Consider the following 20,766-nt stretch of genomic DNA (forward strand, 5'->3'; position numbering starts at 1 on the left):
AAGGATGGACATGGACCCCCAGGCTCAAAAAGTACTCGATTTCTGGTTCCTGCCGCCGGATCACCCCGGCCACGGCCAGGCGCGCATGGAATGGTTCCGCAAGGATGACGGTTTCGATGTGCTGATACGCGCGCGTTTCGGCGCGCTGATCGATGCCGCCATAGCCGGCGGCTTGGGTGAATGGGATGCGACGCCGCACGGCGCGCTGGCGCGCCTCATCGTGCTCGATCAGTTCACGCGCAATGTGTACCGCGGCACGCCGCGCGCCTTTGCCGGCGACGCCTGGGCGCTGGCGCTGGCCGTCGCCATGACGCAGCAGGGGCTGGACCAGCAACTGCCGCCGATGCTGCGCGCCTTCGTGTATTTACCGTTCGAACACGCGGAAGACCTGGCCATGCAGGCGCGCGCCGTCGAGCTGTTCCAGCGCTTGTCGCAGGCGCAGCCCGGTTTTGACAGCATGCTCGACTACGCCGAGCGCCACCAGGAAGTGATCGCCCGCTTCGGCCGCTTCCCGCACCGCAACGCCATCCTCGGTCGCCCCTCGACCCTGGAAGAAGTGGAATTTTTGCGCCAGCCGGGATCGAGCTTTTAGACAATCATCATGAACGTGACATTGAATATCATCGGCGCCGGCCACGTGGGCAAGGTGCTGGGCCGTCTGTTCGCCGGCGTGGACGGGATCGCGGTGCAGGATGTGCTGACGCGCTCGATGGCGTCGGCGCAGACGGCCGTGGACTTTATCGGCGCCGGCACCCCCGTCGACAGCTATACGGCCTTGCGCCACGCCGACGTCACCATGCTGGCCGTGTCGGACGACCAGATCGGCCCGGCCTGCGCGGCGCTGGTGGCCGAGGGGCGCCAGGCGGGCGCCATCGTGTTTCACTGCAGCGGCGCGCTGGCCTCGAACGTGCTGCTGGCGGCCACGCAGGCCGGTGCCTTTGTCGCCAGCGCCCACCCGATCCGCAGCTTTGCTGACCCGCAGCAGGTGGCCGCCACCTTCGACGGCACGTTTTGCGGCGTCGAAGGCGACCCGCTGGCGCTGGTTTTCCTCACGCCGGCCTTGATCGCCATTGGCGCGCGCCCCGTGCCCATCGATCCGGCCGCCAAGACCCTGTATCACGCCGCTGCCGTCTTCGCCAGCAATTACCTGGTGACGGTGCTCGACGCGGCCTTGCGCGCCTACCAGGCGGCCGGCATTCCCGAACCGGTGGCGCGCGAACTGGCGCAGCCGCTGGTGACGGAAGCGGTGGCGAACGTGTTTCGCCTGGGGGCCGCGCCCGCGCTGTCCGGCCCCATCGCGCGCGGCGATTCGGCCACCGTGCAACGCCAGCAGCTGGCTGTGCAAAGCTGGGATGCGGCCACGGGCGAGTTGTACCGGGCGCTGGTGGCGCCCACGCAGGACCTGGCCCGGCGCAAGTCTGCGCTTTAAGCGGTGTGCAGGCGGTTGCGGCCCTGCTCCTTGGCCTGGTACAAGGCGCTGTCGGCGCGCGAAAAGAAGGCCGATTCGCTTTCCTCCGGCCGGTACTCGGTCACGCCCAGGCTGATCGTCACGGGGACGCGCGGTTCGGGCAGGCCGAAATCGTGCCGCTCGATGGCCGCGCGCAGGTTTTCCGCCACTTCCGCCGCTTTGGCCAGGCAGCAGTCATTCAGCAGCACCAGGTATTCCTCGCCGCCCCAGCGCGTGATGACGTCGCTTTCGCGCACGGTGGCGCGCGCCACGTCCGCCACGCCACGGATGACCTTGTCGCCCCACAGGTGGCCGTGGGTATCGTTGACGCGCTTGAAGAAATCGATGTCGAAGAGGATGGCCGACATCGGCTGCTCATTGCGTTTGGACAATAACATCGCGCGCTGGAACAGCAATTCCAGCGACTGGCGGTTCAATAGCCCGGTCAGCGCATCCGTCGAGGCGATGCGCTCGATGCGGCGCTGGTAGCGGTTCACCGTCAGCAGGGTCAGCAGCAGTACCAGCAGGGTGACGCCAAAGCTGATGGCCAGGTTGAAGATGAACACGCGCTGCAGCGACTGGACTTCGTCGCTGACGTTTTGCTCGACCACCAGGTACCAGCCCAGTTCGGGAATGAAACGCGAGTTGACGAGGATTTGCGCGCGGCCCAGCTGGTACGACAGATGCGTCGGCTCGCTGCGGTGGTTGATGATCTGCTCGGCAATGGCGTTCACGCCGGGCAGGCTGCGGATGTTGCCGTGCCCGTTGCGCACGCTCTTGCCTGCCAGCACCAGGGAGCCGGCGGCATCGACAAAATAGATGTTGCGGTGGAAGCGCGCCTGGTAGCGGTCGATGATGTGGCTCATGGTGGCCAGGGTCAGGCCGATGCCGGTGGCGCCGATGAACTGGCCATCGTAGTCGACCACGCGGTGGTTGATGAAGATGGTCATGCTGTCGCGGTTGGCCATGTCCACGTCGACATTCGTTTCATAGTCGGTCTTGTCCATGGCGCGCACGCGGTAGTACCAGATGTCGCGCGTCGCCTGCGGACTGACGGATTTCAAGGTGCCTTCCGCGTAATAATATTTGCTGCTCTTGTCCGAGACGAGAAAGCTGGTGATGGCGCCGTACTTTTTCTTGACTTCGGCCAGGTAGCGCACGATCTGTTCCGGCTTGTTTTCGCCGGCCAGTATCCAGTCGCGCACGAAGGTGTCGTGCGCCATCAGCGAGGAGATGAAGACGGGGCGCAGCATGTCCTTCTGGATTTCCGAGTAAATATTGTCGCCCGTCAGCGGCAGGGTCTGGTCTGCGATGCCGTGCTCGATGGCCTGGCGCGAAGCCAGGTAGCTGGCCAGGCTGGTGGCCATGAAGCCCGCCCCCAGGATCAGGGTCAGGAGGATGAGCAGGCGGTATTTGATCGACAGAAGACGCATGGAGACGAGGTAGTGGCAGGCGGGAAGGCCATGGTGAGGCAAGCTAAAAGTATGCAGCAGGGCGGATATTGGCGCAATGATAACTGGTTTTATTGACAATTTATGCTGGCGAACGCGACAAGATAACCACGACTTACCAAATAAAAGTGCCGATTTGTCGACAAAGATGCAAATTAGCAATAAGATTTGATGAGGGGAATCATTGCGCATCGCCCCCTGTCTTGCCGCCCGTTTCAGGCGCGGGACATTCCGCGCAGGGAGTGTTGCATGTTATTTTTAAAGAGTACGTCCGTTAGCAAGGCCCCCGGCATCTACGAGGTCGACATCGCCGCCAAGCCGCCAGGCAAGACCTTCGGCATTTTTCTTGCCACCGATCCCGACCATCCGCCGCTGGCCTTGCTGGAGCAATTGAAGGCGCTCGGTTTCGAGAACACCTATAGTTCGCCCTACCTGCACAAGGATTCGGGCAAGGTGCTGGACCTGCATTTCCAGAAGGATGGCACGGATATCTTCAAGGGCTGGAAAACCGAGGAGTGCACGCACAACCTGGCGGCCATCACTGCCCTGTTCGAAGAGCACGGCATTACCATCGCGCCACGTGTCATGTCGATGGCCGAAGCCTACGCGTAATTTATCTCAACCGCTTCAACCCGCCTCCACGCCGATGTGATACAGCGCCCACGGGCAGCTGGCGAAGCGCTCGGCCAGGGGCAGGGCCGCCACGGCCGCGATGCGGTCCGCGTCGTGGATCGCCCATAGCGGCCCCAGGCCGCCCAGCGCCATCGGCTGCCCATCGAGGTGGGTGGCGACAATAAAACGCTGTGCGCGCGCCTGCGCCATGGTCAGCGCCGCCGCATAGCCATCCACGGCGCGCAGCAGCAGGCGGACCTCGCCTTCCTCGGGGGCGCCCGCCGCCTTCAAGACATCGACCAGCAGCGGACCGCGCAGCGCATGCGCCTTGCCGTCGTATTCCAGGGTGGGGCGAATCGTGTGTGCCGGCAAGTTCGTCAGCGCCGCAAAGTCGAATGCCCGCGCCCGCTCAAAACTGATTTTCTGCTTGTGCATCATCTGGTCGCGCACGGCGTCGAACGGGCCCCGATTCGGCTTGTCGACGCTGCCCGTGACGGTCAGCAGGGCAGGGCCCCGCAGGCCGGCGGGCGCCGCCCGGCCGATGGCCGGCAGGGTGGCCGCCGCCATGGCGGCGGCGAGAAACTGGCGTTTGTGCATGCACTGCTCCTTCGGACTGGAAATCGCTAATGTTCTTAAGTCTAGCTTAAGTTCGTTCAACGGTGCGCATTTTACGGTTATTGTCAGTTTGCAATCTCCGCTTACATCTTGTCACAGTTCTTACGCAATGGAGAAAGACGTAGCTTTTTTCGGCTGTTATTGTGTACTCATCGCACTTCGCTGAACTGCGAATCCAGGCACCATTCACTAATTAAGAGAGAGAACATGATGAAGAAGAAAATCCTGTTTGCAATGATCGCTTCCGTTACTGCACTGACCGGCATGAGCGCCGCGCACGCCGAAGGCGCCTATGTGGGCGCCGGTGTCACGGGCAACCGCTACAACTTCGATATTCCTGGCGCCACCAGCGCCGATAATCACAGCGGCTACAAGGCCGGCGCCAAGATCTTCGCCGGTTACGATTTCGATAAAACCTGGGCGGTCGAGGGCGGCTACGCCGATTTCGGCAGCAAGGATTACAGCTATGTCACCGGCGCCGGCAACGGTTCCGTGAAAAGCGATTCGCACGGTTACTACCTGGCCGGCAAGGCCACCATGCCCGTGAGCGACAAAGTCGGCGTGTTCGGCAAGCTCGGCGTGGCCAAGGTCAAGAACAGCTTGAGCGGCACGGGCCTGTCGACCGGCATCAGCGGCAATGACAAGACGGGCGTGTACGCTTCCGTCGGTGCCCAGTACGCGATCAACGAGAAAGTCTCGCTGACGGCGGAAGTGGAACACTTCGGCAAGAGCGCCGACCAGGGCCGCAAGGCGACAGGCTTGGCTTTAGGCGCACGCTACAATTTCTAATCGCTTAGAAATGTGCTGAAAAAAAAGGCAGTTACCGCGAGGTAACTGCCTTTTTGCATTGTCAGAGGTAAATTACGTCGTCAATGGCTTGTAGCGGATACGCTTCGGTTTCGCGCCTTCTTCGCCCAGGCGTTTCTTCTTGTCGGCTTCGTATTCCTGATAGTTGCCGTCAAAGAAGGTGACCTGCGAATTGCCTTCGAACGCCAGGATGTGCGTGGCGATACGGTCGAGGAACCAGCGATCATGGGAAATGACCATGACGCTGCCGGCAAATTCCAGCAGGGCGTCTTCCAGTGCGCGCAAGGTTTCCACGTCCAGATCGTTCGACGGTTCATCGAGCAGCAGGACGTTGCCGCCCATCAGCAGGGTTTTCGCCAGGTGCAGACGGCCACGTTCACCGCCGGACAGGTTGCCCACTTGCTTTTGCTGGTCCGAGCCCTTGAAGTTGAAGCGGCCCAGGTAGGCGCGCGACGGCATTTCGAAGCGGCCGACCGTCAGCATGTCGGCGCCGCCGGAGACGTCTTCGAACACGGATTTGTTGTCAGCGAGACTATCGCGGTTCTGGTCGACGATGGACACGCGCGCCGTCTGGCCGATGGCCACTTCGCCGCTGTCAGGCGTTTCCTTGCCGGTGATCATCTTGAACAGGGTCGATTTACCGGCGCCGTTGGGGCCGATGATGCCGACGATGGCGCCTGGCGGCACGGTAAAGCTCAGGTTATCGATCAGCAAGCGGTCGCCGAACGCTTTCGACACGTTCTTGAACTCGATGACTTCATTGCCCAGGCGCTCTGCCACGGGAATGAAGATCTCCTGCGTTTCGTTGCGCTTCTGGTATTCGTGCTCGGACAGCTCGTTGAAGCGGGCCAGACGGGCTTTCGACTTGGCCTGGCGCGCTTTCGGGTTCTGGCGCGACCATTCCAATTCCTTCTGCAGCGCTTTCTGGCGCGCCGATTCCGTCGCTTCTTCCTGCTTCAGGCGGGCTTGCTTCTGGTCCAGCCAGGTCGAGTAGTTGCCCTTCCATGGAATGCCGTGGCCGCGGTCCAGCTCCAGGATCCACTCGGCCGCGTTGTCGAGGAAGTAGCGGTCATGGGTGATGGCCACCACGGTGCCGGGGAAGCGCAGCAGGAATTGTTCCAGCCAGTCGACCGATTCCGCATCCAGATGGTTGGTCGGCTCGTCGAGCAGCAGCATGTCCGGTTTCGACAGCAGCAGCTTGCACAGCGCCACGCGGCGCTTTTCACCGCCGGACAGCACGCCGATGGTGGCGTCCCACGGCGGCAGGCGCAGCGCGTCGGCGGCCATTTCCAGCTGCAGATTCAGATTGCCGCCGTCGGAGGTCGAGATGATCGCTTCCAGGCGTGCCTGTTCCGTGGCCAGGGCGTCGAAATCGGCGTCTTCCTCGGCATATGCGGCGTACACGGCTTCCAGCTTGGCTTGCGCTTCAAACACTTCGCCCAGGCCCGACTCGACTTCCTGGCGCACGGTTTTTGCCGGGTCCAGCTGCGGTTCCTGGGGCAGGTAGCCGATGTTCAGGCCCGGCATCGGCACGGCTTCGCCCTGGATGTCGGTGTCGATGCCTGCCATGATTTTCAGCAGGGTCGATTTGCCGGAGCCGTTCAGGCCCAGCACGCCGATCTTCGCGCCTGGGAAGAAGGAGAGGGAAATATCTTTCAGAATCTGGCGCTTGGGCGGGACGATTTTGCCCACGCGATTCATGGTGTAGACGTAATTTGCCATTAGAAATCTCGGGTGATATACAAAGACGGACAGGATACGGTAAACGCCCGCTTCCGGCCAGCGCTGTGCGCTGCCGGGACGGACCGATCAGGCGGCCAGGCGCGCGCGGCGGCTGCTCCACAGGCCTTCGGCCGCATACAGGCCCAGCGCCGTCCAGATGACGAGGAAGCCCAGCATGCGTTCGGGCGTGAACGATTCGTGGAAGACCCATACGCCGATCAGCAGCTGGCCCGTGGGGGCGATGTATTGCAATAGCCCCAGCACGGCCAGCGGCAGGCGGCGCGCGCCGGCGGCGAACAGCAGCAGGGGAATGGCCGTGATGGGGCCGGACGCCAGCAGCAGCGCGCGCGTGGCGGTGGAATCCGTATTGACGAAGCCGCTCTGGCCATGCCAGGCCAGCCACAGCATGTAGGCCAGCGCCAGGGGAAATAAAATCAGGGTTTCGAACGACAAGCCTTCCAGCGCGCCCAGCGCGGCCGTCTTGCGCAGCAAGCCATAGCCGCCGAAGGTGGCGGCCAGCAGCAGGGCGATCCATGGTACTTGCCCCGCCTGCCAAGTGAGCCAGGCCACGCCGCAGGCGGCCAGGCCGATGGCCAGCCACTGCAGGCGGCGCAGGCGTTCGTGCAGCAGCAAAAAGCCCAGCATGACATTGATCAGGGGCGTAATAAAGTAGCCGAGGCTGGCGTCGACCACGTGGCCGTTGTTGACGGCCCAGATATAGATGAACCAGTTGGCGGACAGCAAAAACGCGCTGGCGACGAAGCTGGCCACCACCTGCGGCTGGCCTTTCAGGGCGCCCAGCCAGCTCCACTGGCGGCGCACGGTCAGTACGATGCCTAGAAACAACAGCGACCAGACCATGCGGTGCGCCAGGATTTCCTGTGGTGCAATCTCGCCGATGGCGTGGAAATACAGGGGAAACAGGCCCCAGCACAGGAAGGCGAGGGAGGCGTAGAGCATGCCTGGATTCATGATGGGCTTCGCTGGAGAGTAGACAGTCTGTCATTATGGCTGAAAACATCGGGGGCTGCCCGGCGCCGCTGGCGAAGCGTAGAATGGCAACAAATCAATGGCCGCAAGCCCGCGCAGCAAGGCGGAGCGGCACAAAACCACGACTTTGGGGCAGCCCGTAACCATGCAAAAATACTCTTGCTATTTGCTAATACCTATCATATTGTGCGATGCAACAAAACAAAAACGGGTGCAATCTTGACGTCGGAACATAAAAAAAGCGGCCTGGCCGGCTTGACGCTGGCGGCCGTCGGGATCGTTTACGGCGATATCGGCACCAGCCCGCTGTACACCCTGAAGACCGTCTTCGACCCGGCCCACGGCCTGGCGCTCTCGCCCGAGAATTTGCTGGGCATCGTTTCGCTGATTTTCTGGGGCCTGACGCTGATCGTCTCGCTCAAGTACGTGACCCTGGTGCTGCGCGCCGACAACCGCGGCGAGGGCGGCATCATGGCCCTGATGGCGCTGGTGCTGTCGTCCGTCAGCCGCCTGTCGCGCTGGCATTTTCCGCTGATGGTGATCGGCGTCTTTGGCGCCACCCTGTTCTATGGCGACAGCGTGATCACGCCGGCCATTTCCGTGCTGTCGGCGATCGAAGGCCTGGAAGTGGCCACGCCCGCCTTCAGTCCCTACGTGGTGCCGCTGACCATCGCCGTGCTGGTGGGCCTGTATTCCGTGCAGTCGCACGGCACGGCCGGCATCGGCCGCTATTTTGCCCCCGTCATGGTGCTGTGGTTTGCCGCGCTGGCGGGCATGGGCGTGGTCAACATCATCAAGTCGCCCGCCGTCCTGGCCGCACTCAATCCCCTGCACGCGGCGACCTTCCTGATGAATAACGGCTTCGTTGCCTTCGTCGCCCTGGGCGCCGTGGTGCTGGCGCTGACGGGGGCCGAGGCGCTGTACGCCGACATGGGCCACTTCGGCAAGAAACCGATCCGCCTGGCCTGGTTCCTGATCGCCTTCCCCGCGCTGGCGCTGAACTACCTGGGCCAGGGTGGCTTGCTGCTGGCCCATCCCGAAGCCGTCTCGAATCCGTTTTACCAGCAGCTGGGCGCGTGGAGCGTGTATCCGCTGGTGATTTTGTCGACCATGGCTACCGTGATCGCCTCGCAGGCCACCATTTCCGGCACCTTCTCGATGACCAAGCAAGCGATCGCGCTGGGTTTCCTGCCGCGCATGCGCGTGCGCCACACGTCGGAAAGCGAAATCGGGCAGATCTACATCCCCGCCGTGAACTGGCTGCAGCTGGCCGTCGTGCTGCTGGCCGTCGTCGGCTTCGGCTCCTCGGAAAACCTGGCCGCCGCCTACGGCATTGCGGTCACGGCCACGATGCTGTCGACCACCATCCTGACCTTTTTCGTCATCCGTTACCGCTGGAAGATGAACCTGGCCCTGTGCTGGGCCGCCACGGGCTTTTTCCTGATCATCGACATCAACCTGGTGTCGGCGACCGCCTTGAAACTGTTCCACGGCGGCTGGTTCCCGCTGCTGCTGGGTTCGATCTTGTTCATCGTCATGCTGACCTGGAAACGGGGCCGCCAGCTGGTGTTCCAGAACCTGGAAAAGCATGCGATTCCGCTCAACGATTTCCTTTCGTCGCTGTTCATCGCGCCGCCGCTGCGCGTCCCCGGCACGGCCATCTTCCTGCGTGGCGAAACGGATGGCGTGCCGCATGCGCTGCTGCATAACTTGCTGCATAACAAGGTTCTGCACGAGCGCGTGATTTTCCTCACCGTCTTCATGCATGAAGAGCCGTGGGTGGCGCCATCGGAGCGCGTGCGCGTGGTGGAGCTGGGCCACCAGTGCTACCAGGTCAACGTGCATTACGGCTTCAAGGATGAACCGGACATTCCGGCTGCGCTGGCGCAGTGCGCGCAGCAGGGACTCGATTTCGAGATGATGGAAACGTCGTTCTTCATTGCGCGCCAGACCATCATTTCGACGCCGGGCGCCGGCATGATGCCGTGGCGCGAGCACCTGTTCGTCACCATGTCGCGCAATGCGCGCACGGCGGCCGACTACTATCAGATCCCGAGCAACCGGGTAATCGAACTGGGCACGCAGGTGGAAATCTAGACGCGACAGTGCGGCGGAATGGTTGTTGTGACAATGTTGTATTGTTGCGCAATCTTCCGCCGTGCTTACGTCTGCTTACAAATTGGCTGCGCGACTCCTGTTAAACTGCTGCTCGCACTGGTCCGCACCGTACGGGCTGAGCCACACACCAATATTTAAAGGGAAACCATGAAATCGGTATTTCAAATGATCGCCACCCTCGCTTGCGCCGTGGCCCTGACCGCTTGCGGTGCCGCTGCCAACACCGAGAAACCGGTCGTGCTCGATCCGAATACGCAAGTGAAAGAACTGACCATTACCGATACGGTGACCGGCACCGGTACGGCGGCGGCAGCGGGCGACACCTTGCTGGTGACTTACACGGGCTGGCTGTATGACGCAAGCAAGCCGGGCAACAAGGGCGTGCAGTTCGATGCGAGCCCGGCAGGCAGCGGTTTTACTTTCCCTCTGGGTGTCGGCCGGGTCATCCTGGGCTGGGACCGCGGCCTGGTCGGCATGCAGGTCGGCGGCACGCGCACCCTGGCCATTCCGTATGACCTCGGTTATGGCAAGGCGGGCAGCGCGCCGAAGATTCCTGGCTACGCCGGCTTGCTGTTCGAGATCAAGCTGGTGAGCGTGACGAAAAAGTAAGCACGCGCAGCGCACATGAAAAGGGCGATTCCACGGAATCGCCCTTTTTGCTTTGGCGGCCCGGTTTAAGCGGGCGCCAGCTCCTGGAAGTAATACGTGGCGTCGCCCAGCTTGGCCGGCGCGTCATATTGCAGCACTTGCGTGCGGCGCAGCGCCACGGGGGCGCTGAAGGCGGGGCCGTCGTAGACGAAGGTGTGGAATTCGCCGTTTTCGCCGCAGGCATCGACGCCGGGCGGCAGGTCGGCCAAAAAGGCGGCGTCGAACTCGCGCCCGCAAAATTCGCGTGGCAGATGCTGGCCATTGATGCACACGACGATGGCCTTGAAGCCGGCGGCGAGAAATTCGTCGACCAGCGCGCGCCGCGCTTCGCCCCACAGCGGCAGCTGCGCCGTCAGGCCGGCGACCGCGCAGACTTTTTCTTCCCAGTCGCGGTGCGGCTGCAGGTCGATGTCGCCAAAGATGGCGTGCTCGATGCCCTCGGCCTTGGCCGCGCGCAGCGTGGCGACGAACTGTTCTTCATAGCTGGCCCAGCTGGCGTGATAGCGCTGCAGGCGCGCGCCCAGGCTGGCCGCCTGCGCTTCGAGCAACTCGGGCGGCACGCCGTGCGAGCGCGACTTGCGGCCATCTTCATCCATAGCCGTGATCAACAGCGGCACGTCCATGCCGGCGTTGCGCGCGCGCCACAGGGCCAGGCAGGAATCCTTGCCGCCGCTCCAGGAAATGAGGGCCGTCGTCATGCCGCTGGCTCCGCGCGCAGCATGTCGACGTGCTGGATGCCGTCTTCGTCATACGGTGCGCTGACGGTGACAAAGCCGAACGACTGGTAGAAGCGCTCCAGGTAGTGCTGCGCGCCGATGCGAATGGCGTGGCCCGGATGCTGGCGCTCGGCCCGCGCGATGCCCTCAAGCAACAACTGCTTGCCGGTGCCGCTGCTGCGCGCCTCGGGCGCCGTCAGCACGCGGCCCAGCGACATTTCCACATACTTGGCGCCCGGCGCCAGCACGCGCAGGTAGGCGGCCAGCCGGCGCTGGCCATCGGCCGTTTGCCAGCCCAGCAAGTGCATCGCCTGCTGGTCATGGCCGTCCAGGTCCGGATAAATGCACTGCTGTTCGATGACGAACACGCGCTGGCGCAAGGCCAGCACCTGGTACAAATCGTGGGGGCCGAGTTCGTCGAACGTGTTCCATTGCCAGCTGATCATGGTTCATCCTTGATTGAGAGTGGCCGTGATTTTACCGGCTTCACGCCCCCGGCGTGGGATAGCGCTGCGCATACCACTGCTTCAGGTGCTCGATGCAGCGCGTCACGCGGGGCGCCACCAGCTGGCGCGACGGGTAGATGGCGAACAGCGCCAGGCTGGGCCGCTCGATGTCCGGAAACAGCTCGACCAGGGCGCCGCTGGCCAGTTCCTCGCGGCAGACAAAGGTGGGCAGGATGCCGATGCCCAGGCCGCGCAGGATCAGGCTGCGCATGAACAGCGTGTTGTTGGTGCGCATCCAGTTCGGCACTTCGATATCGCTGTGCGGCCCCGCATGGCGCAGTGGCCAGCGGCTGCCGAACAGGGCGTGGCTGTAGATGAAGCAGCGCTGGCGCGTCAGGTCCGTGGGTTCGGCCAAGGGGCCGTGGCGTTCCAGGTAGGCGGGCGCGCAGCAGATGTGCAGGCGGTAGTCGTGGATGTGGCGCGCCACATAGCTCGAATCGGTGAGCGCGGTGGTGACGCGAAAGCCCAGGTCGTAATTGGCGGCCGCCAGGTCGACATATTCATCCTTCAGGTCGACGTCCAGGCGCAGCGCGGGCCAGTCGGCCATGAAATCGGCCAGGCCCTCGGCCAGCTCGCCCACGCCCAATGTCAGCGGCGCGTTGATGCGCAGGCGGCCCGTCACGTGCGCCGTGGAATGGGCCACCATGTCCTCCGCCTGCGCCAGCTCATCGAGCAGCTTGCGGCAGTGCTCGAGGTAGGCGGCGCCCGTTTCCGTCAGGGCCAGCTGGCGCGTGGTGCGCGTCATCAGGCGCCCGCCCAGTTCCTGCTCCAGCTGGCCGATGCGCCGGCTCACGTACGAGGCCGACAAGTCCAGTTCGTCGGCCGCGCGGCGAAAGCTGCCCAGCTCGGCCACGCGGCGAAACAGCTGCATCGCCTGCAATTTATCCATCCCCGCTCCATTCAGTCGTATTCCGCATCAGTGCTGTGCATTATTCATCATTTTTTCATATTTTGATTCGGAATATGCTGGTGTCCTCTCTACAGAAAGGCCACACCATGAAAAAATTACTCATCAGCAGCCTGTTGCTCGCCGCCTTTTCCACCGCCCAGGCGGCCGACGTCCTCGTCGTGCTGTCGGATGCGAATCACCTCGACTTGCGCGACGGTAAGGTCTTCCAAACGGGCTTTTATCTGAATGAACTGATGCAGCCTGTGAAAAAGCTGCTCGACGCGGGCCACACGGTGACGTTCGCCACGCCGCAGGGCCAGGCGCCGACCCTGGACGCCAGCTCCGATACGGACGTGTATTTTGGCGGCGACGCGGCGGTCCATGCGGCGCACAAGGCCTTGCTCGAGCAGCTGGCGCTGACGGTGCCGGGCCGCTCGCCCGTGATCAGCCTGAAACGGGTGGAGCAGATCGGCTATGGCCACTATGCGGCCGTGCTGGTGCCGGGCGGCCACGCGCCCATGCAGGACTTATTGAAGGACGCCAGCCTGGGCGCCTTGCTGCGCCAGTTCCACGCGGACGGCAAGCCGACGGCGCTGCTGTGCCATGGTCCCATCGCACTGCTGTCGGCCCTGCCGCAGGCGGCGCAGTTTACGGCCGCGCTGGAAGCGGGCCGGACGCCGCCCACGCCGGCTGACTGGATCTACAAGGGCTACCGCATGACGGTGATCAGCAATGAGGAAGAGCTGGCGGCGCAGGGCGCGCTGAAGGGCGGATTGATGAAGTTCTATCCGCAGTCGGGCTTGCAGGCGGCCGGCGCGCAATATGTGCAGAACCAGGCGCCGTGGACCAGCAATGTAGTGGTCGACCGCGAACTGATCACGGGACAGAATCCCGCCTCGGCGCCGGCCCTGGCAGACAAGCTGCTGCAGGCGCTGCGCTAAAAAAAAGCCCCGGCGGCGCCAAGGCGCGGCCGGGGAGTTACAGTGCGTGCAGCGTGGATTACACGATCGTCAGCGTGACGTCGATGTTGCCGCGCGTGGCGTTCGAGTAGGGGCACACGATGTGGGCGGCGGCGACCAGCGCTTCGGCGGCGGCGCGGTCCATGCCCGGCAGCGAGATTTTCAGTTCCACTTCGATGCCGAAGCCCGTCTCGATGGCGCCGATGCCGACGTTGCCTTCGATCGACAGGTCCGCCGGCACGGCGATCTTGTCGCGGCCGCCGACGAATTTCATGGCGCCGATGAAGCAGGCCGAGTAGCCGGCGGCGAACAGTTGTTCCGGATTGGTGCCGACGGCGCCATTGCCGCCCAGTTCTTTTGGCGTCGTCAGCTTGATGTCCAGCACATTGTCGGATGACACGGCACGGCCTTCGCGGCCTCCGGTGGCGGTGGCTTGCGCGCGGTACAGGACTTGTTTGATCGACATGATGGTTTCCTTTAGGTAGATAAATAGGTTACTACTAAATAGTGTGCTACTTGTTTCGCGGGCCGTGGCCCCAGGATGCCCGTCTGAAGAAGTAAATCCGGCGTCCATGTGTGCAATATATATCGCGCGCTATTTAATTGCAAGCGATTTTATTCATGAAGTCACGACACCTGACCAAATCGTTGCGAGCGGAAGGGAGAGGTGGTCGAGACACGGAACCGTACTTTGAGTACGGTGAGCATCGCAGGCCACCTGTACCGACGCGCAGCAGGTTTGGTCAGGTGTCTTGAACCTTTATTTTGATGCCTTTGTCGCCACTACCGGGCTTCCATCGCATAATGGCCACCGCTGCCGGGGCCGATGATTATGCTGGCCTCACTTCAATACCCAAGGAAAAATCATGACCAGCCTTTTCTTTATCCTGCGCCTCACCCTGGCCGCGATGCTCACGTACATCATCGCCACGGCGATCCTGGTCGAGAACTTTCTGCGCTATCTCTTTGGGAATACGGAAGGCTTCTTTGTCATCATCGGCGCCTTGCTGGCCTGCACCGTCGTCACGAATGCGTTTTCGCACGTGCGCCGTGTGCGCCTGATCGCCGGCGCCGTCAATGCCGCCACCCTGTCGAGCCGCCAGCGGCGCCAGATCGAGATTCCGTTCGAGGCGGGCGAAGCGTTCGACATGGTCGATGCGGCCATCCGCGAACTGCCGGGCAGCGAAGTGGTGGAAAGCGCGCGCGACAGCCTGCAGGTGCAGGCGCGCGTGCGCCGCGCGGCGCCGTACACGCATACGGGCTTGCCCCGCATGCGCGTGCTGGGTTTCCTCGAGCCGCGGCCGAATCAGATCCTCGCCACCGTCACGCCGAATGGCGAGGCGGGCAGCGTGACCCTGATCTGCGAGCCGGCGCGCAATGCGTGGACCGACTGGTTCCTCGTCGACCATGGCAGCAACCTGGAAAACGCGGAGGCGGTGACGCGGGCCATCACGCGCCGGGTGGCGCAGCGCCGCCGCGGCGAGCAGGCCGAGGCGCGCCAGACGGTGACGGAAAAGGAACTGACGGTAGCCAAACTGAGCCTGCTGCATGCGCAGGTCGAGCCGCACTTCCTGTACAACACGCTGGCCAGCGCGCAGCTCCTCACGCGCAGCGACCCCGTGCGCGCCGATGCGATGCTGGGCAACCTGATCCTGTACCTGCGCCACTCGCTGCCGCGCACGGAGCAAGCCATGTCGACCCTGGGCACGGAGCTGGAACGGGCGCGCGCCTACCTCGACATCCTGAAAATCCGCATGGGCGAGCGCCTGAACCTGCAGATTGAGGTACCGCAATACCTGCGCCAGGTGGAGCTGCCGCCGATGATGCTGCAAACGCTGGTGGAAAACGCCATCAAGCATGGCCTGGAGCCGAAAAGCGGCGGCGGCACCATCTGGATCATGGCGCGCAGCGGCAATGGCACGGTGATCGTCACGGTGGCCGACGACGGCAAGGGCTTCAGCGACGACGGCGCTGGCACGGGCATCGGCTTGCGCAATGTGCGCGAGCGCCTGCGCCTGACCTACGGCAATGCCGCCGCGTTTGCCATCGTCGCCAACTTCCCCGACGGCGTGACGGCCACCATCACGGTGCCGGACAGCACGGCGCAAGGAGTGTCGTATGCATCCGCCTGAAATGACTTGCGTCATCGCTGAAGACGAAACCCTGCTGCGCGATGCGCTCGTGGCCCTGCTGGCCGAAGAGTGGCCGGCACTGCGCATCGTCGCCGCCTGCGACGACGGCGGCACGGCGCTCGAGGCCATCGCCACGCACAAGCCCGACGTCGCCTTTCTCGATATCCGCATGCCGGGCCTGACGGGGCTGGAAGTGGCGGCCGGCGCGCTCGCAGCGAGTCCCGGCACGCAGGTGGTGTTCGTCACGGCCTACGACCAGTACGCCATCGATGCCTTCGACAAGGGCGCCGTCGATTATCTATTGAAACCGATCGGACGCGAGCGCCTGCAGGCGACCCTGCAGCGCGTGCGGGCGCGGGCCGGCAAGGCCCGGGCGGACGACGGCGCGCTGGCCGGCCTGCTGCAGCAATTGAGCAGCGCCTTGCCGGCGGCAGCCAAGTCGCCGCCGCTGGTGTGGCTGACGGCCAGCAGCGGCAAGGATACGCGTCTGATCATGGTGGAAGACATCGCCTATTTTCAATCCGACACCAAGTACACGGCCGTCATGACGGCCGACGGCGAGGCGCTGCTGCGCAAGCCGATCCGCGAACTGCTCGACGTGCTCGATTCGGCCATTTTCAAACAGATCCACCGCTCCACCATCGTCAACATGAAGATGGTGGCGTCGGTGACGCGCGACGAGGTGGGACGCGGCGCCCTGCGCCTGAAGACGCGGCCGGAAACCCTGGCCGTGAGCCAGCCGTTCATGAGTTTGTTTCGGAATATGTAGGTCGGCTTAGCCCGCGAGGGCGTAAGCCGACATCACCACCGGCCTACTCCGCCGTCTCAAAACCTTCCAGCACGTTCACCACATTGATGCCGATTTCCTTGACCGCATAACCGCCTTCGAGGATGAAGGCGGTGGGCAGGTTCAGATGCGCGAGGCGTTCGCCCACGCGCAGGTAGTCGCCGCTTTGCAGCGAGAAATGCGACAGCGGGTCGCCCACGAAGGTGTCGACACCGAGCGAGACCACCAGCGCGTCGGGCGCATACATATTGATGCGCAGGCAAGCCGTTTCCAGCGCGGCGAACCAGCTGGCCGTGGACGTGCCGGCCGGCAGCGGCAGATTGACGTTGTAGCCGAGCCCCGCGCCGCTGCCCGTTTCGTCGGCGTGACCGAGGTAAAACGGATATTCGCTGCGCGGGTCGGCGTGGATGGAGGCGAACAGCACGTCGTCGCGTCCGTAAAAAATGCTCTGCGTGCCGTTGCCGTGGTGGTAATCGATGTCGAGGATGGCGACCTTGCGCGCGCCGTCGTCGAGCAGGTGCTGCGCGGCCAGGGCCGCGTTGTTCAGAAAACAGTAGCCGCCAAAGAAATCGCTGCCCGCATGGTGGCCCGGCGGGCGCGTGAGGGCGAATGTGGCCCGTTCGCCCAGGCGCAATGCGTGCGCCGCATTGACGGCGCAGTCGGCGCCCGTCTTGGCCGCCGTCCAGGTGCCGGCCGTCAGCGGCGTGCCATTGTCCATCGAATACAGGCCCAGCTTGGCCGTGAAGTCGTCCGGTTCGATATCGCTGCGCAAGGTGCGCACGGGCCACACGGACGGCAAGGCATCCTTGCCCCCGTTGTCGGGGTCGAGCGCCAGCCAGTCGTGCCAGGCATGGCGCAGGAAATGCAGGTAGCGGGGCGTGTGGATGCGCTCCAAGGAGGTCAGCGGCACGCCGTGCGGCGTGACGATGCGGCCCAGGTTGCGCCGCCCCAGCTCGGCCACCACCATGTCGGCCCGCTCCGGTGTCTCGAAGCAGGGCACCATGGTGCCGCGAAACATCTCGAAGCGGCCCCGGTGCTGGCCGTGCAATTCATTGTAGAAGGTCAGCATCGGGCGCCAGGCAAAAAGTCAGGCAGGATCAGGTGTGCGAACACAGGGTGCTGGCGCGGTAGGCGGCGACGAAATCGTCGAAGCTGCCGGCCGGCGCCGCTTCCATGGCACGCTGCTCGGCCAGCGAGCTGGCGGCCATCTCGTCGAAATACGCGCTTTGCCCGGGGGTGGGCGGCTGCGCGCGGAACCAGGCAGCGTGGCGTTCGCTCTGGCGCAGGCCGAAGGCGGCAAACGAGCCGCCGTTGGCGCGCAGTTCGGCCAAGACCTTGGCCGATGGCGTCGTGTCCGGGTCGGCCAGTTTACGGGCTTGCGCGGCCAGGCTGTTCGCGTGCTGCGTGCCGCCCTGGCGCGCGTCGAGCAGGGCCGCCACGGGCGCGATACGGGTCAGCAATTCCTCGCCCCAGGCTTGCAGGGTGATGTCTTCGCCATCGCGGCGCAGGCTCAGGCCCGGCTTGCGGCCTTTCTTGACGGTGCGGGCGAAATTGTTCGTGTAGCAAGCACTTTGCTCGGCAGAAATCGGCGCGCTGTCGTCGAGCGCGCAGAACAGCAAAAACGCGTCGAGGAAGCGGCCCGTTTCCAGGCTGATGCCCACCGGTTCGAACGGGTCGACATCCATGCAGCGCACTTCGATGTATTGCACGCCGCGCAGGCACAGGGCTTGGATGGGGCGCTCGCCCGTGCGGATCACGCGCTTCGGGCGGATGGTCGAATAGTATTCATTTTCGATCTGCAGCACGTTGGTGGACAACTGTATCCACTCGCCATCCTTTTTCGTGCCCAACGCCGCGTACGGCGGATACGGGTCGTTGACGGCGTGCGTGAGCGCGTTGACGTAATCATCGAGGCTGTTTTCGTGCGGGCGCAGGCCGGACTGGGCGTCGTTCTGGTAGCCGAGGTCGCTCATGCGCAGGCTGGTCGCGTACGGCAGGAACAGGGTATCGTCGGACAAGGTGTCGAGCTTGTGCGCGCGGCCGCGCAGGAAACCGGCGGACAGGGCCGGCGAGGCGCCGAACAGGTACATCAACAGCCAGCTGTAGCGGCGGAAATTGCGGATCGTCGCCAGGTAGCTTTCCGACTGCACGTCTTTTGGCGTCGCGGCTGCGTGCGTGGGGCTGGCGCTGGTGTCCGGATGGCTGGCCAGCACTTGCCACAGCTGCTCGTCGAGCGAATAGTTGTAATGGATGCCGGCGATGCATTGCATGGCCTTGCCGTAGCGCAATGCCAGGCCGCGCCGGTAGACGTGCTTGAGCATGCCCATATTCGACGTGCCGTAGTTGGCGATCTCGATGTCCGCTTCGGCCGGCAGCTGGCACGGCATCGACTGGCTCCACAGCAACTCGTCGCCGAGGCGGCTGTAGGCGTGGCGGTGCACGGTATCGAGCTTGTCGAGCGTGACGGCGATGTCGGCTTCGGCCGGGGTGATGAATTCGAGCAGCGCTTCGGCGTAGTCGGTGGTGATTTCAGGGTGCGTCAGCGCCGAGCCCAAGGCGGCGGGGTGGGGCGTGGAAGCCAGATGGCCGGCGTGGTCGACGCGCAGGGTTTCGCGCTCGATGCCGCGCAAGCCGCCCAGCAGCGCGCGGTTGGCATCTTCAGTCAGCAATGCCAGGCGGCGAGTCAACAGGTTGGGCAATTTGAGCTTCCTTTCTTGTGCAGCATATAAATAATTTGTGCTGAGATTAACCGAATTTTGGCAAATGCGTCGGCGCCGGCCCAAAAAACGCCGCGTCGCCAGCGTCCGCCCCGGGCAACGGGGACGGCGCTTCGGTCAGGAATTCGCTTGATATTTTAACAAACTGCGGGGGGATCTGGCGCGCCGCCGGGTCAAGCTTTGCGCAGGTGGCAACGGTCAGCCCAGGCGGGCGCCGCTGACCCGTTCGATGCCGGCCAGGTCGCGCCAGCTTTGCACCTTGTTATAGCCGGCAGCGGCCAGCAGCTCGCGCACCTGGGCAGCCTGGTCGTAGCCGTGTTCCATCAGCAGCCAGGCGCCCGACGCCAGGTGGCGCGCGGCGCCGGCAACGATGGTGCGCAGGGCCGACAGGCCGTCCGCATGGTCGGTCAGCGCGCCCGCCGGCTCGAAGCGCAAATCGCCTTCGGCCAGGTGGCGGTCGCCGCTGGCGATGTAGGGGGGATTGGAGACGATCAGGTCGAACTTTTCCGTGCCCAGCGCTTCGAACCAGTCGCTGGCCATGAAGGTGATGTTGACGCCGTTGGCGCTGGCGTTGCGGCGCGCCACGGCCAGCGCCGTGCTGCTCACGTCCAGGGCCGTGACGACGGCGTCGGGCCGCGTGTGCGCCAGCGCGACGGCGATGGCGCCGCTGCCCGTGCCCATGTCGAGCACCCGTCCGCCTGGCGGCAGGCGCTCGAGCGCCAGTTCCACCAGCACTTCCGTATCGGGGCGGGGGATCAGCACGGCGTCGTTCACTTCGAACGGCAAGCCGAAAAATTCGCGCTGACCGACGATGTAGGCGATCGGCTCGCCCTGCAGCCGGCGCGCCAGCAAGCCAGATAACCGCTCGGTTTCATCAGGAGTAAGGACTCGCTGCGATTGCGTGATCAAGCTGACGCGCGACAGGCCCAGCGCGTGACCGAGCAGGATGCGGTTGTCGAGCGGATCGAGCAGCGGACGGATTTGCAGGGCGCCGACAGTGCTGCCGGCAGGGATCAGTGTTTCTGGCATAAATGAATGGTTATTGTTTGCGGCGCAGCAATGTCCACAACATGGTGATGGCGAAGATGGCGAACCAGATGAATGCCCATTGCGGAATCGACAGGCCGAAAAACGGCTCGCCGGCGTTTTCGCAAGCGCCATACGATTCGAACATGAAGGGCATGAGTTCGGCCGTGAAGACCTTGTTCAGCGCCGTTTCCACCGGATCGATGCCGCACGAGAAGCCGGGATTGGCCAGCACGTACAGATGCTTGGCGCCCACGCCCATGCCGCCCAGGGCCGCCAGCAAGCCGATGCCGGCGCCGATTTTCGGGCGGTTGGCGGCGGCGCCCGCCAGGCAGGCGATGCCGATGGCGAGGAACAGGTAGCGCTGGATCACGCACAGCGGGCACGGCGCCATGTTCATGGCATGCTGCAAATACATGGCCACGCCCAGCATCAGGAAACACAGGGCGGCGGTCAACAGGAGGACGGTGCGTGAATTTTTCATGGGCGACACGGTGAGGTGGATGGAATCGAGCTGGTCATTTTCGCACAAGGGCCGATTTTTATTGCTTAGCCGCTACTTAAAGCTGTCGGCTTACGCGCTGCGCGCCAAGCCGACCTACAAATTGCGGCGTAGGTCGGCGT

Annotated in this window: 21 protein-coding genes; 9 read left to right on the top strand and 12 right to left on the bottom strand. The window is 63.8% G+C overall.

Annotated features, from left to right (window positions below; all coding sequences use genetic code 11):
* The first annotated feature begins 4 nt into the window (after nucleotides 1–4).
* Both JAB4_RS02010 and JAB4_RS02015 read left to right on the top strand, forming a co-directional pair.
* Nucleotides 5–592: a DUF924 family protein gene (locus JAB4_RS02010; protein WP_070218977.1), complete on the top strand. Its 588-nt coding sequence runs from the start codon at nucleotides 5–7 to the stop codon at nucleotides 590–592.
* 9 nt (nucleotides 593–601) lie between these two features.
* Nucleotides 602–1,429: a Rossmann-like and DUF2520 domain-containing protein gene (locus tag JAB4_RS02015; protein ID WP_070218978.1), complete on the top strand. Its 828-nt coding sequence runs from the start codon at nucleotides 602–604 to the stop codon at nucleotides 1,427–1,429.
* Here JAB4_RS02015 and JAB4_RS02020 read toward each other — a convergent pair.
* Nucleotides 1,426–2,922 carry a sensor domain-containing diguanylate cyclase gene (locus tag JAB4_RS02020; protein ID WP_227742079.1) on the bottom strand — a complete coding sequence of 499 codons (1,497 nt, stop codon included), beginning with the start codon at nucleotides 2,920–2,922 and terminating at the stop codon, nucleotides 1,426–1,428. The two genes, JAB4_RS02015 and JAB4_RS02020, sit on opposite strands and share 4 nt — an antisense overlap.
* A gap of 225 nt (nucleotides 2,923–3,147) precedes the next feature.
* On the opposite strand from JAB4_RS02020, the gene JAB4_RS02025 reads away from it, so the two are divergent.
* Nucleotides 3,148–3,510: a hypothetical protein gene (locus JAB4_RS02025; protein ID WP_070218980.1), complete on the top strand. Its 363-nt coding sequence runs from the start codon at nucleotides 3,148–3,150 to the stop codon at nucleotides 3,508–3,510.
* Nucleotides 3,511–3,525: 15 nt separating this feature from the next.
* Here JAB4_RS02025 and JAB4_RS02030 read toward each other — a convergent pair whose 3' ends face one another.
* Nucleotides 3,526–4,107, bottom strand: a complete 582-nt coding sequence (locus tag JAB4_RS02030) for a molybdopterin-dependent oxidoreductase (protein WP_070218981.1) — start codon at nucleotides 4,105–4,107, stop codon at nucleotides 3,526–3,528.
* A 225-nt stretch (nucleotides 4,108–4,332) separates the two neighbouring features.
* On the opposite strand from JAB4_RS02030, the gene JAB4_RS02035 reads away from it, so the two are divergent.
* Nucleotides 4,333–4,914: a porin family protein gene (locus tag JAB4_RS02035; RefSeq protein WP_070218982.1), complete on the top strand. Its 582-nt coding sequence runs from the start codon at nucleotides 4,333–4,335 to the stop codon at nucleotides 4,912–4,914.
* Nucleotides 4,915–4,986: 72 nt separating this feature from the next.
* On the opposite strand, the gene ettA is transcribed toward JAB4_RS02035, so the two are convergent.
* Nucleotides 4,987–6,654 carry an energy-dependent translational throttle protein EttA gene (gene ettA / locus JAB4_RS02040; protein ID WP_034752850.1) on the bottom strand — a complete coding sequence of 556 codons (1,668 nt, stop codon included), beginning with the start codon at nucleotides 6,652–6,654 and terminating at the stop codon, nucleotides 4,987–4,989.
* An 87-nt stretch (nucleotides 6,655–6,741) separates the two neighbouring features.
* Nucleotides 6,742–7,626 (bottom strand): EamA family transporter RarD, encoded by an 885-nt coding sequence (gene rarD, locus JAB4_RS02045; RefSeq protein WP_070218983.1) that lies wholly within the window; start codon nucleotides 7,624–7,626, stop codon nucleotides 6,742–6,744.
* 237 nt (nucleotides 7,627–7,863) lie between these two features.
* Between rarD and JAB4_RS02050 the strand changes: the two genes are divergently transcribed.
* Both JAB4_RS02050 and JAB4_RS02055 read left to right on the top strand, forming a co-directional pair.
* On the top strand, nucleotides 7,864–9,741 hold the full coding sequence (locus JAB4_RS02050; protein WP_070218984.1) for a potassium transporter Kup: 1,878 nt from the start codon (nucleotides 7,864–7,866) through the stop codon (nucleotides 9,739–9,741).
* A 168-nt stretch (nucleotides 9,742–9,909) separates the two neighbouring features.
* Nucleotides 9,910–10,371, top strand: a complete 462-nt coding sequence (locus JAB4_RS02055; RefSeq protein WP_070218985.1) for an FKBP-type peptidyl-prolyl cis-trans isomerase — start codon at nucleotides 9,910–9,912, stop codon at nucleotides 10,369–10,371.
* A gap of 65 nt (nucleotides 10,372–10,436) precedes the next feature.
* Here JAB4_RS02055 and JAB4_RS02060 read toward each other — a convergent pair whose 3' ends face one another.
* The 3 genes from JAB4_RS02060 to JAB4_RS02070 are packed head-to-tail and all read right to left on the bottom strand — an operon-like array spanning nucleotide 10,437 to nucleotide 12,521.
* Nucleotides 10,437–11,108 carry a diphthine--ammonia ligase gene (locus tag JAB4_RS02060; protein WP_070218986.1) on the bottom strand — a complete coding sequence of 224 codons (672 nt, stop codon included), beginning with the start codon at nucleotides 11,106–11,108 and terminating at the stop codon, nucleotides 10,437–10,439.
* Nucleotides 11,105–11,572, bottom strand: coding sequence for a GNAT family N-acetyltransferase (locus JAB4_RS02065; protein WP_070218987.1), 468 nt, complete (start codon nucleotides 11,570–11,572; stop codon nucleotides 11,105–11,107). Before JAB4_RS02065 ends, JAB4_RS02060 begins: the two co-directional genes overlap by 4 nt.
* A gap of 40 nt (nucleotides 11,573–11,612) precedes the next feature.
* Nucleotides 11,613–12,521 carry a LysR family transcriptional regulator gene (locus JAB4_RS02070; protein ID WP_070218988.1) on the bottom strand — a complete coding sequence of 303 codons (909 nt, stop codon included), beginning with the start codon at nucleotides 12,519–12,521 and terminating at the stop codon, nucleotides 11,613–11,615.
* A gap of 107 nt (nucleotides 12,522–12,628) precedes the next feature.
* Here JAB4_RS02070 and JAB4_RS02075 point away from each other — a divergent pair, with 107 nt between their 5' ends.
* Nucleotides 12,629–13,462, top strand: coding sequence for a type 1 glutamine amidotransferase domain-containing protein (locus JAB4_RS02075; protein ID WP_070218989.1), 834 nt, complete (start codon nucleotides 12,629–12,631; stop codon nucleotides 13,460–13,462).
* Nucleotides 13,463–13,520: 58 nt separating this feature from the next.
* Here the strand turns inward: JAB4_RS02075 and JAB4_RS02080 are convergent, their stop codons facing one another.
* Entirely contained in the window at nucleotides 13,521–13,946 is a 426-nt protein-coding gene (locus tag JAB4_RS02080; protein ID WP_070218990.1) for an organic hydroperoxide resistance protein, read from the bottom strand.
* Nucleotides 13,947–14,346: 400 nt separating this feature from the next.
* On the opposite strand from JAB4_RS02080, the gene JAB4_RS02085 reads away from it, so the two are divergent.
* Both JAB4_RS02085 and JAB4_RS02090 read left to right on the top strand, forming a co-directional pair.
* Complete coding sequence (locus JAB4_RS02085) at nucleotides 14,347–15,612, top strand: histidine kinase (protein ID WP_070218991.1); 1,266 nt, start codon at nucleotides 14,347–14,349, stop codon at nucleotides 15,610–15,612.
* The gene (locus JAB4_RS02090; protein ID WP_139143705.1) at nucleotides 15,599–16,381 is read left to right on the top strand and encodes a LytTR family DNA-binding domain-containing protein; all 783 of its coding nucleotides are present in this window, start codon (nucleotides 15,599–15,601) and stop codon (nucleotides 16,379–16,381) included. Before JAB4_RS02085 ends, JAB4_RS02090 begins: the two co-directional genes overlap by 14 nt.
* A gap of 43 nt (nucleotides 16,382–16,424) precedes the next feature.
* On the opposite strand, the gene JAB4_RS02095 is transcribed toward JAB4_RS02090, so the two are convergent.
* From JAB4_RS02095 to JAB4_RS02110, 4 genes are all read right to left on the bottom strand, one after another.
* On the bottom strand, nucleotides 16,425–17,468 hold the full coding sequence (locus JAB4_RS02095; RefSeq protein ID WP_070218992.1) for a histone deacetylase family protein: 1,044 nt from the start codon (nucleotides 17,466–17,468) through the stop codon (nucleotides 16,425–16,427).
* Nucleotides 17,469–17,496: 28 nt separating this feature from the next.
* Nucleotides 17,497–19,098 (bottom strand): glutamate--cysteine ligase, encoded by a 1,602-nt coding sequence (gene gshA, locus JAB4_RS02100; RefSeq protein WP_070218993.1) that lies wholly within the window; start codon nucleotides 19,096–19,098, stop codon nucleotides 17,497–17,499.
* Nucleotides 19,099–19,314: 216 nt separating this feature from the next.
* The gene (gene prmC, locus JAB4_RS02105; RefSeq protein WP_070218994.1) at nucleotides 19,315–20,145 is read right to left on the bottom strand and encodes a peptide chain release factor N(5)-glutamine methyltransferase; all 831 of its coding nucleotides are present in this window, start codon (nucleotides 20,143–20,145) and stop codon (nucleotides 19,315–19,317) included.
* A gap of 10 nt (nucleotides 20,146–20,155) precedes the next feature.
* Complete coding sequence (locus JAB4_RS02110; RefSeq protein WP_070219111.1) at nucleotides 20,156–20,626, bottom strand: disulfide bond formation protein B; 471 nt, start codon at nucleotides 20,624–20,626, stop codon at nucleotides 20,156–20,158.
* Nucleotides 20,627–20,766 lie beyond the last annotated feature (140 nt).

This window comes from Janthinobacterium sp. HH102 (genome assembly GCF_001758625.2).
Lineage (GTDB): Bacteria > Pseudomonadota > Gammaproteobacteria > Burkholderiales > Burkholderiaceae_D > Janthinobacterium.

Bases quoted from the DNA above. Each gene is read 5' to 3' on its own strand.
- JAB4_RS02010 (WP_070218977.1), top strand. From the start codon at position 5: ATGGACATGGACCCCCAGGCTCAAAAAGTACTCGATTTCTGGTTCCTG.
- JAB4_RS02015 (WP_070218978.1), top strand. From the start codon at position 602: ATGAACGTGACATTGAATATCATCGGCGCCGGCCACGTGGGCAAGGTG.
- JAB4_RS02025 (WP_070218980.1), top strand. From the start codon at position 3,148: ATGTTATTTTTAAAGAGTACGTCCGTTAGCAAGGCCCCCGGCATCTAC.
- JAB4_RS02030 (WP_070218981.1), bottom strand. From the start codon at position 4,107: ATGCACAAACGCCAGTTTCTCGCCGCCGCCATGGCGGCGGCCACCCTG.
- JAB4_RS02035 (WP_070218982.1), top strand. From the start codon at position 4,333: ATGATGAAGAAGAAAATCCTGTTTGCAATGATCGCTTCCGTTACTGCA.
- ettA (WP_034752850.1), bottom strand. From the start codon at position 6,654: ATGGCAAATTACGTCTACACCATGAATCGCGTGGGCAAAATCGTCCCG.
- rarD (WP_070218983.1), bottom strand. From the start codon at position 7,626: ATGAATCCAGGCATGCTCTACGCCTCCCTCGCCTTCCTGTGCTGGGGC.
- JAB4_RS02055 (WP_070218985.1), top strand. From the start codon at position 9,910: ATGAAATCGGTATTTCAAATGATCGCCACCCTCGCTTGCGCCGTGGCC.
- JAB4_RS02060 (WP_070218986.1), bottom strand. From the start codon at position 11,108: ATGACGACGGCCCTCATTTCCTGGAGCGGCGGCAAGGATTCCTGCCTG.
- JAB4_RS02065 (WP_070218987.1), bottom strand. From the start codon at position 11,572: ATGATCAGCTGGCAATGGAACACGTTCGACGAACTCGGCCCCCACGAT.
- JAB4_RS02070 (WP_070218988.1), bottom strand. From the start codon at position 12,521: ATGGATAAATTGCAGGCGATGCAGCTGTTTCGCCGCGTGGCCGAGCTG.
- JAB4_RS02075 (WP_070218989.1), top strand. From the start codon at position 12,629: ATGAAAAAATTACTCATCAGCAGCCTGTTGCTCGCCGCCTTTTCCACC.
- JAB4_RS02080 (WP_070218990.1), bottom strand. From the start codon at position 13,946: ATGTCGATCAAACAAGTCCTGTACCGCGCGCAAGCCACCGCCACCGGA.
- JAB4_RS02085 (WP_070218991.1), top strand. From the start codon at position 14,347: ATGACCAGCCTTTTCTTTATCCTGCGCCTCACCCTGGCCGCGATGCTC.
- JAB4_RS02090 (WP_139143705.1), top strand. From the start codon at position 15,599: ATGCATCCGCCTGAAATGACTTGCGTCATCGCTGAAGACGAAACCCTG.
- JAB4_RS02095 (WP_070218992.1), bottom strand. From the start codon at position 17,468: ATGCTGACCTTCTACAATGAATTGCACGGCCAGCACCGGGGCCGCTTC.
- prmC (WP_070218994.1), bottom strand. From the start codon at position 20,145: ATGCCAGAAACACTGATCCCTGCCGGCAGCACTGTCGGCGCCCTGCAA.
- JAB4_RS02110 (WP_070219111.1), bottom strand. From the start codon at position 20,626: ATGAAAAATTCACGCACCGTCCTCCTGTTGACCGCCGCCCTGTGTTTC.